The 16,345-nt window shown below is 48.1% G+C and carries 8 protein-coding genes and 2 pseudogenes; 3 read left to right on the forward strand and 7 right to left on the reverse strand.

Annotated features, from left to right (window positions below; all coding sequences use genetic code 11):
* Window positions 1–117: 117 nt before the first annotated feature.
* Window positions 118–882, forward strand: a pseudogene (locus tag QN395_RS19805) (IS3 family transposase); the annotation flags it as partial.
* Window positions 883–912: 30 nt separating this feature from the next.
* Window positions 913–2,054, forward strand: a pseudogene (locus QN395_RS19810) (IS3 family transposase).
* Between the two features lie 307 nt (window positions 2,055–2,361).
* Here QN395_RS19810 and QN395_RS19815 read toward each other — a convergent pair.
* The 3 genes from QN395_RS19815 to imuA are packed head-to-tail and all read right to left on the reverse strand — an operon-like array spanning window position 2,362 to window position 7,900.
* Window positions 2,362–5,673: an error-prone DNA polymerase gene (locus tag QN395_RS19815; protein ID WP_416200100.1), complete on the reverse strand. Its 3,312-nt coding sequence runs from the start codon at window positions 5,671–5,673 to the stop codon at window positions 2,362–2,364.
* 6 nt (window positions 5,674–5,679) lie between these two features.
* The gene (locus QN395_RS19820; RefSeq protein WP_322118418.1) at window positions 5,680–7,221 is read right to left on the reverse strand and encodes a DNA polymerase Y family protein; all 1,542 of its coding nucleotides are present in this window, start codon (window positions 7,219–7,221) and stop codon (window positions 5,680–5,682) included.
* Window positions 7,148–7,900 carry a translesion DNA synthesis-associated protein ImuA gene (gene imuA, locus QN395_RS19825; protein ID WP_322118419.1) on the reverse strand — a complete coding sequence of 251 codons (753 nt, stop codon included), beginning with the start codon at window positions 7,898–7,900 and terminating at the stop codon, window positions 7,148–7,150. The genes QN395_RS19820 and imuA overlap by 74 nt, the downstream gene beginning before the upstream one ends.
* 340 nt (window positions 7,901–8,240) lie before the next feature.
* On the opposite strand from imuA, the gene QN395_RS19830 reads away from it, so the two are divergent.
* A complete protein-coding gene (locus tag QN395_RS19830; protein WP_322118420.1) occupies window positions 8,241–8,468 on the forward strand; it encodes a hypothetical protein in 228 nt (75 codons plus the stop codon).
* 297 nt (window positions 8,469–8,765) lie between these two features.
* Here the strand turns inward: QN395_RS19830 and bamE are convergent, their stop codons facing one another.
* The 4 genes from bamE to chrA all read right to left on the reverse strand — a co-directional run bounded on the left by bamE (window position 8,766) and on the right by chrA (window position 16,222).
* Window positions 8,766–9,281, reverse strand: a complete 516-nt coding sequence (gene bamE, locus QN395_RS19835; RefSeq protein WP_323492789.1) for an outer membrane protein assembly factor BamE domain-containing protein — start codon at window positions 9,279–9,281, stop codon at window positions 8,766–8,768.
* 540 nt (window positions 9,282–9,821) lie between these two features.
* Entirely contained in the window at window positions 9,822–10,517 is a 696-nt protein-coding gene (locus QN395_RS19840) for a hypothetical protein (protein ID WP_322118422.1), read from the reverse strand.
* Entirely contained in the window at window positions 10,504–14,571 is a 4,068-nt protein-coding gene (locus QN395_RS19845) for a Pls/PosA family non-ribosomal peptide synthetase (protein ID WP_323492790.1), read from the reverse strand. Before QN395_RS19845 ends, QN395_RS19840 begins: the two co-directional genes overlap by 14 nt.
* 325 nt (window positions 14,572–14,896) lie before the next feature.
* Complete coding sequence (gene chrA, locus QN395_RS19850) at window positions 14,897–16,222, reverse strand: chromate efflux transporter (RefSeq protein ID WP_369124354.1); 1,326 nt, start codon at window positions 16,220–16,222, stop codon at window positions 14,897–14,899.
* Window positions 16,223–16,345: the final 123 nt, after the last annotated feature.

Below are 16,345 nucleotides of genomic sequence, written 5' to 3' on the forward strand. Positions count from 1 at the left end.
GAAAGTCAGGCTCAGATTAGACTCGCTGCGCGCCAAACAATCCTAGACAAATTTGATCTGAAGCGTCATTGCCTGCCAAAACAAATCGTTCTGCTTGAACAAGGCGTCAACTGAAATTTTTACCATAGGTCGCGCCAACAGATTGCTGACAAGTACGCAGAAGTACGGCGCACCATGACCGTAATCTTCGAGGACAATCACCGATCCTACGGATATCGTCGGATACAAGCCTCGTTGAATCGACAAAGGATGTTCGTCTCAGAGAAGGTTGTTCAGCGCCTGATGAAGCAGGACAGTCTCCATGTTGCCGGACCTAAACGACGTAGATTTCGATCCTATGTCGGAGAAATAACTCCAGCCCCGGAAAACATCATCAATCGTGATTTCCATGCTGTAGCACCAAACGAGAAGTGGCTCACAGACATATCTGAGTTCCATATCCCTGCAGGGAAGGTTTATCTATCACCCATGATTGACTGTTTCGATGGCATGGTTGTGAGCTGGTCGATTAGTACAAGCACGGACGCAGAACTGGTGAATGGGATGTTGGATGCTATCGAGACGGTCACTAATGACACTGATAAACCGATTGTCCATTCCGATCGAGGTGGTCACTACCGATGGCCGGGTTGGCTATCACTGGTTGAGAAGGCTTGTCTGATCCGTTCTATGTCCCGTTAAGCATGCTCGCCGGATAATGCTGCTTGTGAGGGATTCTTTGGAAGGTTGAAGACTGAAATGTTCTATCCGAGCGATTGGCGTTCGACCACAATTGCACAATTCATTGAGGCGCTTGACGCCTACATTCGCTGGTACAACGAAAAACGTATTAAGATGTCTCTTGGCTATCTCTGGACTTCCCCTAATTCAGTAGACATTTAATAATGTCAAAAACTGAGAAGGAAGTACATCATGAGAAAAGGTCGATTTACGGAAGAATTTAAAGCGGAAGCGATTAAACAAATAACGGAACGCGGCCATAAAGTAGTCGATGTTGCGCAACGGTTGGGTGTATCTGATAAGAGCCTTTATTTGTGGCTGCGGCAGAGTAGCGGTGAGCAGTCGGCGGCCTCTAGCGAAAATGTTGCCGCACTAAAAGCAAAAATGGCTCGTCTTAAGGCAGAGTTAAGAAGGGCAACAGAAGAACGAGATATCCTAAAAAAGGCCGCTGCGTACTTTGCCAGGGAGTCAGAGTTAAGTACGCATTCATCGATACGCATCGATGCCAATATCGTCTAACGAGCATGTGCCGCGTTCTAAAGGTAAATCACAGCGGATACTACGCTTGGAAGAAAAATCCTTTATCTAAACGTGCGATGGCAAATGCGCAAATTCTGAATGAAATAAAACAATCTTATGTCGAGAGCGGCGGAATTGATGGCAGCCCACCTATCCACAGAGATTGAAAGGAAGCAGGTGTCGCATGCGGTGAGAACCGAGTCGCAAAGCTGACGCGTGATGCTCAACTTAAGTCTGCCCGTGGGTATCGTAAGCCACGATTTAAGGCAGGCAAGCCAATGATTGCAGCACCGAACAGATTAGAGCAGCGTTTTAATATAGACCAAGCCGATACTGCATGGGTAACGGACATTACCTACATTCGCACTTATGAGGGTTGGCTTTATCTTGCGGTTGTGATCGATCTTTATTCAAGAGCGGTAGTTGGTTGGTCGATGAAATCAACGATGGCGACAGAAATTGTTCTCGATGCGTTATTGATGGCTGTTTGGAGGAGACGTCCTAAGCTACCTATCATTATTCATTCAGATCAAGGCAGCCAGTTTGGTAGTGACGATTTTGCACGTTGGTGTAAAGAGCATCAACGTATTCAGAGCATGAGTCGAAGTGGAAATTGTTACGATAATGCGGTGGCTGAATCATTCTTTAGTAATTTAAAGAAAGAACGAGTCAAACGGAAAATTTACGTAACAAGGGAAGAAGCACGATCTGATATCTTTGATTACATCGAAGTGTTCTACAATCGCAAACGGCGACACAGTCATTTGAATCAGATGAGTCCCCTAGCTTTCGAGCAACAACAATTTGGAAGTTAAGAGTTGTCTACGAAATTAGGGGAAGTCCCCTCAGCCCGATCAAATACCGAGAAAGTCTCGGATTTACGGCATAAACCAGTCCAAGTTTATGTCCGCACCCCCAGCTAGTCAATATTGAGTGCGCGTCAACACAATCAGGTCTTCAGGCTTTTTATAGTCGGCCAGCAGTGCATCAAGTAATTCGGCTGGCAGCGGTTTCTTCTCTACGGCCATCATTGCTCCTCGCAATAGGGCAGTTTCCTGCAAAATGTCCGTTTACACAAAATTTCTTACACCCCCTAGTTAGGGCATTTTTACGTAAGTCTTATTAACAAAAGTCTCTGCTTGCAGTTTGTAAAGCACCTAATAGATACGACATATCAACCAAACGTTTTGCGATCAGATGACGTACATCACCTTCGCATTGCCAGATGCCATACACACCAAGTAAGGGTGCATTTAAGACTTCTTGCCGTTGCTGCTCCACCAGACTTGGCCAGATGATGACATTGACTGGGCCGGTCTCATCTTCTATCGTGATAAATAACACGCCGTTGGCGGTGCCGGGACGTTGGCGTACTGTAACGATGCCGCAGCCACGGGCAAATTGACCTTGCTGAAATGTATTGAGCATCTCGGCTGGTAAAAATCGTTTGGCGAGTAATTGTGGACGGATGAGGGCCACCGGGTGACGTTGTAATGTGAGTCCCATCGCATGATAATCGCTGACAATTTCTTGACCCTCTGTTGGTGCTGTCAACATAGGGATGGACTCTTCTACGCTGACGACACCGAGCAAATCTTTATCCGTTACTGCGCCGATGGCTTGCCATAACGCCTGTCGTCTATGACCTGCTAAAGCAACTAAGGTATTGCCTGCTGCCAGGATGTGCAAATCATGGCGTGACAATTGAGCGCGGCGTGCCAGATCGTTTACGTCGCTAAATGGGAGTTGACGACGTGCTTGTGTAATGCGCTCTGCTGTTTGTTCCGACAAACCTGATAGTAGTGACATACCAAGCCTGACAGCTGGATGCTTGCCATCACTTTTTTCTAAGCTGGAGTTCCATTCGCTGAATCGGATGTCGATATCTAATACGATGATCTGATGTCGTTTTGCATCTTGGATTAATTGTGATGGAGAATAAAATCCCAACGGCTGGGAGTTTAACAAGGCGCATAAAAAGACCGCTGGTTCGTGACACTTTATCCAGCTACTGGCATAGACTAATAAAGCAAAGCTGGTGGAGTGACTTTCTGGAAAACCGTATTCACCAAAACCCAGCATTTGTTGAAAAATACCTTCCGAAAATTCTTTCGTATAACCACGCCTGACCATGGTGTCGACGATGCGATCATGATAGTGCTCTAGTCCGCCTTTACGTTTCCACGCCGCCATGGCACGACGTAATTCATCTGCTTCGCCCGGAGAAAATTCAGCCGCGATCACGGCGATTTGCATGACTTGTTCCTGAAAAATCGGGATGCCTAAGGTTCGTCCTAGTGCTTCCCTGAGTTCCTCCTTAGGATAAGTGATTGCTTCTCTATTTTGTCGGCGTTGCAAATAGGGATGCACCATACCGCCTTGAATCGGGCCAGGTCGTACGATGGCAACTTGTACTACGAGATCATAAAATTCTTTGGGACGCAGACGCGGCAACATACTCATTTGTGCACGGGATTCAATTTGAAATACACCTACTGTGTCGGCCTTGCAAATCATCTGATAGGTCAGCGGATCTTCACGTGGAATGTCCTGCAAACGTGATGGTCTGCCGGGTAGCGTGGCCATCAAAGCCAGTGCTCGTTTTAAGGCAGAGAGCATGCCCAAGGCCAATACATCTACCTTAAGCAAACCTAAAGATTCCAGATCATCTTTGTCCCACTCAATCACGCAACGGTCTTTCATGGAGGCGTTTTCTATCGGAACCAAGCGCGATAATTTGTCACGCGCAATGACGAAGCCACCGGTATGCTGCGATAGATGGCGTGGAAAGCCACGTAGTTGGCTGGCCAGGCTTGCCCATTGCTGTGCCAGTGCGCCTTCAGGATCAAGCCCGCTTTCAGCAAAACGTAAGAGCAGATCCTGTTTGCTATCAAACCAGCGATGTGATTTGGCGACGGTATCTACTAGCTCCAAATCTACTCCTAAAGCCTTACCAACATCGCGCAGTGCACCACGGGATCGAAATGTATGTACTGCTGCGGCTAAAGCAGCGCGGTTTCTGCCATATTTGTTATAGATGTATTGGATCACGTCTTCACGTCGCTGATGCTCAAAATCGACATCAATATCAGGCGGTTCATTTCTTTCCTTTGAAAGAAAACGCTCAAACAACATGGTGCTGCTTTCAGGATCGACTTCCGTAATATGCAGGCAATAGCAGACGACAGAGTTCGCTGCTGATCCACGTCCCTGACATAAGATGCCAATTGAGCGTGCATATTTAACGATATCGTAGACCGTTAAAAAATAAGGCTCATAGGCGAGATCGTTAATCAGATGAAGCTCATAGTCGATACGATCTGCGACCTTTTTTGAGATCCCGTTGGGAAAGCGCTGTGCTGCTCCATATGCGACTTCTTGTTTGAGGTAGGCTGCAGGTGTGTAGCCCTTTGGTACTAATTCATCGGGATATTCATAACGCAATTCATCTAAAGAGAATTGGCATAGGGAGGCAATTCGTATCGTTTCGGCCAATGCCGCTGCTGGATAAATATTGGCCAGACGTAGTCGTGAACGTAAGTGTTGCTCTGCATTGGGCGCCAGATCATAACCACATTCTGCAACCGAGCGTTTAAGTCGGATGGCAGTCAGCACATCTTGCAGTGGCTTACGTGAGCGCACATGCATATAGACATGACCTGTTGCTACAAAAGGGATACGATATTGGTTAGCGAGAGCGATGATCGTTTTACGGTGTTGCTCATCCATCGCCTGATAGAGCAAAGTCAGACTGATCCAGGCTCGTTGTGGGAAATGTACCGTCATCCATCGCAGTTGTTTTGTCAAGATCGCCGCATCAGCGGGATAGTCTGGAATCAGAATCAGCAGGCAATCGGGAAGCCCTTTCAGATGCGCATAGTCTTTAGGAGGATGACTAAAATCCTCTGGAGTTATCAGATAACTTCCCTTGGTGGTACGTGTTCTTGCCAATGTGATTAGTTCAGATAAATTGCCATAGCCTTGCCGGTTCTGTGCCAGTACTATCAGGGAAGGCGGTTGCATAGAGTCCTGCTTGTGCGTTTGAGTGTCCGTTTGGAACTCAGCCTGAATCGTCGCAGGATTGTTAGCGGCGCTTTTCATCAAAAAATCAGGAAAATCAAGTGTGCCGGAGAGTTTGAAATAACTACCGACAATCAGAGGGAGCTTAGATTTCTTTGCCGCGACATGCGCACGTACAACACCGGCTAATGAGCATTCATCCGTGACTGCTAAAGCGGAATAATTGAGTTGTGCAGCGCGTGTTGCCAACTCTTCTGCATGAGAAGCCCCTAGCAGAAAACTGAAGTTGGATTGGCAAAACAGCTCAGCATATTCCGGCAGTGTATAGGGCAGCGACAGTTGTGCAGATGTTGACGGCGTGGGTGACGATGGTGGTGTTGGTGGTGTTGGTGGTAATAATGGAGTGGTTGTCATGATAGATCAACCAAAGACACCATGTACAAACCAGCTTGCGTTGGTATCGGTCTGCTCACCTAGACGTTCTCTATAAATCCAATAGCGGATATGTGCTGGATTTTCCGCGACGAAGTAATCACGTGTTACTAACTGCCCATTCCACCAGCCAGCTTCTATTCTTTCTGCACTTGTCAGTAGTTTGAGTGGCGCCTGGTAATAAGGTCTGTGTTGCCGTATTTCGATAGCGATCGCTTTTTCTAAAAGCCACATAGGGCGGGATGCCTGTAGGGGTGGTTGCTGTTGTTGACATTGTTTTTCTGTTGCCTGCTGGTGAATCACCGATGTCCAGTGATTTGCTATTTCAGGCCGATGATCGGCTAGTGGTGCGGCCTGCAAAACCTGATTGTCACCCAAACGTGCTACCAGCAATTCCAGTAAGCGATGGTGATTTTCGGCGTGAGCTTTGGGTTCCGGGAACAGTGTCGCATTGGGGACATGCATTGCTTGAACCTGGCTGGCATCCAAGCTGACGGCGATGACAGGCGCCTCAAGCTTCACTTGTGCCAGACGTTCTTTGAGTAAGCGTATCAGGTGATCTTCGCGCCAAACTGGTTCGGCTAACAAAATACTTAACAGAGTGGGCGCAATAGCTTGTCGACCACGTTCATGTTCTAGTTGTAAATCGACTTGCGATACTGCGAGTTGCTTGGCAGTCAGCCATCCCATCAATTGTGTTAGCAGACTACGAATAAAAGCTAGGACCATTTCTGCATGTTCTATCCGGTCGGGCATGTCAATACGGACTTTGAACTGAGGCGGAATTGCGATCCACTCGAATAGCTCGACTTGTTCACCATAGGCTTGGTCTAGTACATCGAGAATCTGTTTGCCACAACGACGTTTCAATCCGGCGCGTGGTAATTTTTGTAGCGTTCCCAAGTCATCACAGGCAATACCGCGCAGCCAGTCCAGCCAAGGAGTCGCAGCGGGGAGCAGATGCACAGGCAGACTATCCAGACTTTGCACTAGCTTGTTCAATTTTAAAATTCTTGTTGCCGGAGGTCGTTGCCGTCTACTTTTGCTGGAATGCTTGTTGAGCTTGTCGGCAGTGCTAGCAGCATTACGTGCAAGCAGCCATGCACCCATCGCGGTTGGTGCGCAACTGAGTGTGATGGTCATTCCCATCACGCGCATGGTTTCTTTAATCCGGCGACATAAGGCACGGATGCCACCAAACAGCCGCAAGCTCGCTCCGATATCCATCAACAAACAATCATGTCCGGCATAAGCTACTTGCGGCGTGTAGTTTAATAATGCCATCGCCACTTGTTGTAGGGCGCGTGTTTCCAGTGCTGGCTGGCGCTGATAGAACAACGCGGATGGTAGCAACATTTGCAAACCTGCTTTACGCATACCGATCTGCGCGCCAGAATGGCATGCTAATACGGATGCGCAGGTGATCCGATTTTGCTCCAGCACGACTGCAGCCTGCTCAGTTAACCAGTTCGGACGAAAAATTTCTAGCTGCAACAGTGGCAAGTGCAGGGCGATCCAAAGGCGTGTCATTGGTCAATCCGGTAGACAAAACAGGTGAATGGGAGGCAATTGCTGAGTCAGGTAACAAAAGCGAGGGAATTCTCAGCAGCAAAGGCTGTTCTCGCCGGATACCGCGTCGTTTGATAAATTGAATTTGTACGCCTTCTAAGGTAGGTGCGACTTGCAGGCGTAATGGCGCTGGCGAAGGTGTGTCGGCACAAGTGCTTGGTCGCATCATGAAAAAAACTGCTTCCCCACCTTGCGCAGCAAGATGCAGACGACGTAAGGCTTCTGAACGGATCTGCGTTTGCCACAATAACAAGGCAGCGCAACTGCCGCTACGTAAAACCTGCTCAGCCGCCCACAGAGCATCGGCTTGTTTTTTACTCCGTATCCAGACACATTGAGAGAGTGGAATGCCAAAAGCATTTAAGGCTAACAATTGCGGCGCATAAGGCGGCTGTATGAACATAATCGAGCCTCCATCTTGTCTGGCAAGTCTGGACAAAACAGGATGCAATAAGCGCAATTCAGCACTGCCGTGATGCTGGAGCAGTAACTCAATCAAACAACTTCGCGGCCAGCCACCACCGGGCAATTCGGCCGACAGCGTCGGAAAACTGCTTTCTACACAAGCGACATGGCTACGCGCCAACTGCGATGCGCGCCATAAAGAGGGATGAATTTGATCTGGGGTGAGGGAAGACATAGATACTGAAATAAACACTTTAATAGATGGGACTTACGCAAAACCGCCTCAGTTGTGTTGCCGCGCTTAAGCGTACTTAAAGTACTGCTTTCGTCGCTGCGTCTTGCCGGGACAATTTTTTATAAGTCCAAATAAATACTGTATGTATATTCAGTATAATATTTAAATCATCTATTTTTCAATCACTTAGCGAAATAATGAAATAAATAAAATACTGATTGCATATACAGTATTTTGTGCTAAAGTATGTTTTGTCGTATCGCTTTAGCTCTATCGCTTTTTTTATTCAACAAACTTATTACCACTTTTTATTCATTTACTGATTTGGAGACGGTTCAATATGGCACACCTTGATAATTCCTTTGACGGACAATTTAGCTTGCAACTCGCCCCAACATCATTTTTGATGCGATTGGGTAGCCGTGAAATTTTTGTCTGTCGTGATTTCCGCAAACGTTATTACCACGTCAATCCGTTGATGGATTTTTCGACAGGGATAGAGGCGGGACATCTGGAACTATTATTGTTCCGCAAGTGGTTGATCATCTTCTCTAAGGCAAGATGGTAGTCGGCAGGTGATCACAAGTCACGGGTGTATGTTCCTGCCCTTGCTTCTGATCGTTGGATTAAACCTAGAAACGGCAGTTGGACGAGTTTGAGTGTGCATTTTTTCGGTTCTCCAGCAAGGCGAGACGCAACCTTCATGTTTCAACTAGGAGCAACGCAGTTGGGGGAGCCGAAAAGTATGCAATCAGATTGGTAGCGCTCTCACCAGAACGGCGACGGTGACGGTGAAAACGCTGACATGAGTCAATTGAATCAACTACTTATTTATACTGACAAGCGGTCAACGGCCGTTTCCAGGTTAATGGCGGGATCGACGCTCGCTAGGGTCGCGCAAAGGATCTGGTCCGTTTTCTAGCTTGCTCACAATTCCGGCTTGATCAAAATAGATAGACATCAGTGAGTCCCACACACCGCTTTCTTTATAGGGATAAGACCAGGTTTCTAGTTGTACTCGCGGAAAAAAGCCAGTTTCGCTCGGTGCTCCGATGATTTTTAGTACGCTGGCTTTGTCGGATTGTCCTACTTTGACTTGAGCAAATTTTTGCAGAGTTAATACCTGCTCATAAGAGATCAGCTTGCCATCAGAGCCGATACGCGCCATGTGTGTTGCCTGTGCCATCCTACCGCGCATGTATTCCAGCAAATGCTGATCGCCGTCCTGGTAGATATGCGTTGGCTGACCCAATTGTGCGATGACTTCTGCCTCGGTTTGACCGATCTTAATTGTTCCAACGCCCCAGCTTACACAGGAAGATAAACTGAGTACGGCGAGTAGTGGGCCAAGCATCTTTAATAAGCGTGGGGCTATCATCATGATCTCCATTCTGGCTTTTATCAAGCCAAGCTATTATTTATACTGATGGTGAGTATATTTTTAACGTCCAATAAATCATTGGACGTTAAGCTATGTTTTAAAGAATTAATAGGGGAGTATATTAATTCACCAAGCTAATCATAATGCGGCATGTTTGTTTGACGCTACTTAGGCCACTTAGCGTTAAGCTTAGATCTCTTACCCAATAAATTCCAGTTCTTATCCAGACAATAAGCTCCAGTCATTTTTTAAGTTCTGGTGCGCGTCTGAACCATTTCAGGCTTTAACCCAGATTTTCCATTGGAACAGCGAGAAGTGTGCCTTTGGCGGACTGACTGGCTAGACGCGACGACGACGCAAGCTGCATCTTGCTAAGAGGAGCAACAACACCAGGCAGTTCGCCAAAGGTGCACTTGTCGCTGTAGCGCTCCCACTCAAATCGCGGTGGTGTTATCCCTCTGAAGACCGCACGCCGTCCGCGTTTTTTGCGAAGTGATAGCGGTCTAATGGAAAATCTGGGTTTAACTATTTTTACCGTTTTTAAAAGGCGATGGCACCCACATAGCCGGATGGCAAATCTAACAATATCGTTCTGCATTTTTTTAAACGTGCTGCCAGATCAGGATGCCATTCTGATAAAGCCAACCCTTGGGACTTCAGTCTAGCCTCTTGCATAGTCCATTCTTGTGCAAACATCAGCAGCTGATGCTGAACTGTTTGTCCGGCAATTTTCTTATAGACCTCATCGCCTAAATAAAGTTGTGTTACATCCCGCCAATCCAGGGACAAATCGACCCGCATTAGATCAATGCCGATATTTTTTTGAAAACTGATCGCCGCAATAGATAAACCCGGCTCATGACTGATTGACACGCCTAGCGCGATCTCTTGTTCATGAGCATATTTGTCTGTGTCGCTGGAATTAATACAGATACTTAAAGCTTGTCCTGCCGATCCTACAATTCGCACTTGTTCCTGTGGGATAGAGAAGGCTTGCGAGAACAGATCCCGCAAGGCGTGGCGTATTTGCAGTCTGGCTTGATCACGCAGCGTAGTTATCTCTGTAACTACAGAAATAACTACGCTTTTGTGTTGATGGAATGCTTCTACCGCTTCTGGCAATAAATCAGGCCAGGAATAGACAGCTAGCTTGGGTGCTGTAGTAATAGCTACCAATGCCGTCGGCATCGGATTGGACGAATCTGCTTCAGCCCTCATCTCGTCAGGATTGCGCAATCGCTGCCGGGCAGCCGCGCCAGCTGGATTTGGCGGGGATAAATTCGCCCTTCATTACCAGAGTCAGCGCGCCGAGTTTGGCTTCGTCACCCACGACGGCGCTATATAACACCGAGCTGCGGGCACCCATGTAGACGCGTTCACCGATGATAACTTCGTCAATCTTCATCACGCGGTCTTCAAACAAATGAGTTTGTGGGCAGGCCAGTGCATTGATCTCACTATATGCACCGATGCTGACGCAATCAAACTCGGTAATATCCGTCGTATCCAGATAAACACCACGACCAATTCTGGCACCCAACAAATTAAACGCCAATGGCAACCATGGTGTACCGCGCAAATAGCGCATGAAGTTGGGGACAGCGATTCCTTCGTACAAATTGGTAATGCCTTCAGACAGCCAGACAAACGAGGTCCACATTGGCATGCTGCTCTTTTTGTAGCGGAAAATGAACAACCATTTCAAGGCCATGACAAAGGCAAAACTGCCAACACCATACCAAAGTCCGGCAATCGATAAATAATAGGCGACATCGCCCCAGCGGTCATCACCGGCCAAAGGCATCAGATTGAGCACAATGGTGTAGCCAACAGAAATTACCATCGCATGGGGAGAAATAATCCGGAATGCTTCAATCAGACCACGACCAAGACGACGCATTGCTGATGGGCGGAAGGTGAGTTCTTCGGGAAACCCTTTGACTTCTTCCCGCGCCGGCAAATGCATAGGCGGCGAACCTAACCAGGTATCACCCTCATGCATTTGATCATTGCGCGGCGCACTGGTGTGAACACCGATCAAAACGTTTTCAGGCAAGATCGTGCCATCTGGAATATACGCGCCGTTACCGACAAAGCTCCGGCGAGAAATTACGGTCGGCTGCATACTCATCCAGCCGCCATCAATTTCTTCATCCCCTAATAAAACTGCATCAGCGATAAAGGTGTCATCCCCCAGTGTCAGCATATCTGGCACGACGCCCAAGGCGGTTGAAATCTCTGCGCCGCGTCCCACTTTTGCGCCCAATAGCCGGTACCAGTAAGGCGCATACACCGTGGCATATACGCCGTGCAAAACATTCAGGCTCGATTCCTGAATCTGATTGACCAGCCATTTGCCGCAATAAGTATTGCCATGTACCTGGTACGTTCCCGCTTTCAATTTCGGCAAAATGCTCCAGCGTATACCGGCCGATAACAGCGCGGTACAGACAATCAAGATCGCTGTAGCGGGGAAGGCGAGGATGAAATACTTGGTCAGCTGGAAAAACATATTATTACTTTGCAGCCAAGGCAAACTATCCAGATTGTCAAACCAATCGATCGTAATAAAGCTAGGGAACACTGGCAAGAAAAATAACGCGGTAATCAACAAGCTACCAAAAATAAAGAACACAGCTTCAGTGAAAAATCGTAATTCAGATACAACTGGTCGTTCCGGGCGCGATGCCGGATCAAATACACCCACATCAGCCGCAGGCGATCCGCGCCAGATTCTGTCATTGGGAATAGATTGACCTTCGCTCAACGCAGACTGACCTTCCAGATGGGCGAAGTTGCCAAGCTCAGTACCGCCTTCCAGAACCGAATAGGAACCGACATAGGCTTCGTTGCCCAGCGTGATCTTACCTAAACGCAGCAGACCGCGTTCAACACGGGCATTTTCAAAATTGCAGGCGTTACCAATACTAGCGCCATCACCAATTTGTAATAAATCAGGTGAGCGCAAGGTGATCGAGCCGATGTTCACATCCTTACCGATCTTTGCACCCAATGCCCGCAGCCACCAGGCATACATCGACGATCCACTCAGCATGTAGGTCGGTGCTGCTTCTACCAGCCGGTCTGCCAGCCACCAGCGATAATATGTGACACCCCACAACGGATAATTGCCTGCTTTAAGTCGCCCCACGATCAGCCATTTGCCTGCGATCGCGATTACAAACTCAAACAGGGTCAGCAATAAAAAAACACCAACGGATAAAAAGGTTGCACGAATAATCGAGTCGTCGGGGTCGCCAGTAAAAAAGTGATAAGCGAAGAAAGGCGCTAACCACTGCATCATGCGCATGGCCACCAAAAAGGGAATCATGACCGCCTGAGCAGCACCACATATCCAACGCTTGACGTCAGATGGCTGCTCCCAAGTGGTGTGAATATTTTCTGAGGTAATCGCGCCGGCAGTCATGACGCCAGCAATTGTCCCGACCAGCCGTGATTGATAGATGTCACTGATTTTGAAATAGGCATATCGGGCATCTGCTCGCAGCATCGACACCAGACGTGCTGCCAGCAAGGAGTGTCCACCCAGATCGGAGAAAAAATCGGCGCTTCTGTGGATTGCTTGTCCTGGCAAAAGTTTATTTAAGGCCGCAAATAAAATTTCTTCTGCCGGCGTTTCTGGAAGATCGGATTCTTCCGTGCTCACCGTTTCTGAAAGCGTTTGTGCTTTCAGTGTCTTTCTGTCGATCTTGCCTGAAGTAAGCCTTGGCATTTCGCTCAAAAATTCATAGCGGCTTGGCACCATATACGAAGGCAAGCTTGCCAATAAGGCTTGTCGTAAGTCGCTCGGTTTAATCACGTGAGAAGAGTCGTTCACAATAAAAGCGATCAACTGATCAACACCTTGCTCTGAACGTAAAATGACCGCGACGGTACCAACACCCGCTTGCTGCGCCAGTACGGCTTCTATCTCGCCCAACTCAACCCGAAACCCGCGGATTTTGACCTGATCGTCGGCACGCCCCAAACATTGGACCGAGCCATCCTCCGCAATACGTGCCAGATCACCCGTTCGGTATAGCCGCTGATCATTGAGACTGTTCGATGGAGCAGACCAAGGATTGGCGATGAATTTTTCTGCCGTCAGGTCAGGTCGTCCCAGATAACCATCGGATACGCCCGGGCCAAAAATACACAGCTCCCCGGTTTCACCACGCGCTAATAGCCGCAAACCCTTTTCCACATCCGCATCAATCACCAGCAGACCGTAATTGGGTAGCGGGTGACCAATCGTCACTGGCATATCTGGCTGTAATACCGCCAGACTGGCGGATACTGTTGCTTCTGTCGGGCCATAGGTATTAAACATCTGGCGTCCGGGCTTGCTCCATTTGGTCACAAGACTTTCCGGACACATTTCACCACCCAGATTGATCAGGCGCAGGCTAGGCACATCCTCATTAAACAGTGCTAGCAACGTCGGTACTGCATGCAAAACAGTGACCTGATTTGCGATTAAGGCCATTGGTAGTGCATCCGGATCGACTGCGATTTCTTTCGGCGCTATCCATAAAGTCGCACCGACCAGATAGCTGATCCAGATTTCTTCAAACGACATATCAAACGCGACTGAAAATCCTTGATACACCTTGTCTACGCTGGTAATGCCTAAAACCTGATTTTCACTCCGTAAGAAATGACAAATGCTGCCTTGGGTAATCGCAATCCCTTTTGGCTTACCTGTTGAACCCGAAGTGTAGATCACATAGGCCGGATCGGTAGGGGCGGTCGCTTGGCGTCGCAGTAGTGGTGCGTCGATGGCCGTCATCAACTGCATTGCAGTCCAGATATGACAAGCAGGTGATAGTTGATGTGCTGTTGATGTAGTTGAGGTAGTTGAACGTAGCTGAGATGCGAGAGCATCTGCCGTCAGTATTCCAAATGCCTGCGCATCATCCAGACAAACAGCAATCCTGTCGACGGGCACATCGGCATCAAACGGTAGCCAGGCAGCTCCGGCTTTGGCGATGCCTGCTTGCATGACTAATAAATCAATGCCGCGTGGTAGCCATAAGCCAAGAATATGTCCTGGCCGGACGCCTGCCGCGATCAAGTGCGACGCAACCAGATCGGCTCGCTCGTTTAAAACGCGATAACTCAGCGCCACGTCAGCAAAAATCAGGGCAGTCTTGTCGGGGTGGGCGAGAGCGGTGGCTTCAAGCAGATCCGCCAGCGTTTCTTGACGTATCAGTTCTGGTGCAAAAGCACCGTAAAGAATAGGGGATGTGTTATCAATCGCTGGCACGTCAGACATACGGTGTTGAGACATAAATCGCAATGCAAAATGGGTAAATGCGAAGTTAAAATTAGACTAACTTCTTCTATGCGAAGTTTATCACCCGTGATGCGGGACGAAGCAAAAAAATAATATAAAGAATGGTGGGCTGTCGTCTTAAAAAAACATTGACAGATCACGCCAGTTAATTAGATCTAGGGTGAGCAATGTCTCAACATAATTGACTCAACCGAAGACTTATCTAGCTCAATGTATCTATGTGTGATAATTTATACTTGGTGGTAGTATATTTAAAAATCCAATGAATTTATGGACATAAATTGGTATTTTCGCATATACCCCCAAAAATTCTGCATTTTTATTTTATGAACGCCGGAATATATTGCAGCGCCAAGCCAAGCAACGCACAACCGATAATCACATGAATCACATTACGTTTAAACCTTAGCAAGGCAATTGCAGCACCAAGCCCGATCAGCGCCGACATCATATCTAATTTGCCACTGAACCCATTAGGCCACAGCACATTGTAAGCAAAGAACAACGCCAGATTGATAATCACACCAACGACTGCGGCGGTAATGGCCGTCAACGGTGCCGTCAGCTTTAATTGATTATGGGTTGATTCAATAAACGGACCGCCTGCCAGAATAAAGATAAATGATGGCAAAAAAGTGAACCAGGTCGCCAGACTAGCTGCCACTGAACCTGCGAGAAACAGATGCTCAGTTCCTAACAGAGCTTTCAGATAGCCACCGACAAAGGCCACAAAGGCTACCACCATGATCAAGGGGCCCGGCGTAGTTTCTCCCAGCGCCAGCCCGTCGACCATTTGTGACGCACTCAGCCAGCCATAATGCCCGACCGCACCCTGGTACACATAAGGCAGCACCGCATAAGCACCACCAAAAGTGAGCAAAGCCGCTTTAGTAAAAAACCATGCCATCAGGGTATAGGGATGCTCCCAACCGAACAGCATCCACAATAAGGCCATTGGCACACTCCAAAGCACCAAACCTGAGACAGCAACTTTACACAAACCCCTCCAACTGAATAAAGCATGCGCAGGTGTCGCAGTATCGTCGTCAATCAATGCAGCACCAACATGTTTTTGCGCTGCGCCATGACCGCCACCGGTTTGAAAATACTGCGGCATAAAGCGTCCGCCTAGAAAGCCGATAACAGCGGCAATCAATACAATCAAAGGGAAAGGCATATCAATCGCAAAGATTGCGACGAAAGACGCTGCGGCGATTGCCCACAACACAGGATTTTTTAAGGCACGCGAGCCAATGCGATGCGCAGCCTGCACAACGATGGCAGTTACAGCAGGTTTAATCCCATAAAACAAACCAACCACCAGCGGCATGCTGCCAAAAGCGATATAAATCCAGGATAAAAAAATCAGAATAAATAGCGATGGCAACACAAACAACACGCCGGCGATCACGCCGCCCCAAGTACGGTGCATCAACCAGCCGATATACGTGGCGAGCTGTTGTGCCTCCGGACCAGGTAGCACCATGCAGAAATTGAGCGCATGCAAAAATCGCTTCTCACTAATCCATCGCCGGTTTTCTACCAGTTCCTGATGCATGACCGCGATCTGGCCTGCGGGGCCGCCAAAACTGATGAAGCCCAGTTTTAACCAAAACCGGAAAGCCACCCAAAAGCTTACCGACATTGGAGGAGTATCGGTGCGGAGAATGGGATTGACCGGTGGCATAAGTGGGCGGATTCAGCTACGAAGAGCAACGGGAGGTAAGTTTTAGGGGGAGTATATCCAAATTATAAAAAACCTCAAACG

This window comes from Undibacterium sp. RTI2.2 (genome assembly GCF_035018705.1).
In the GTDB taxonomy this organism is placed as follows: Bacteria; Pseudomonadota; Gammaproteobacteria; order Burkholderiales; family Burkholderiaceae_D; genus Undibacterium.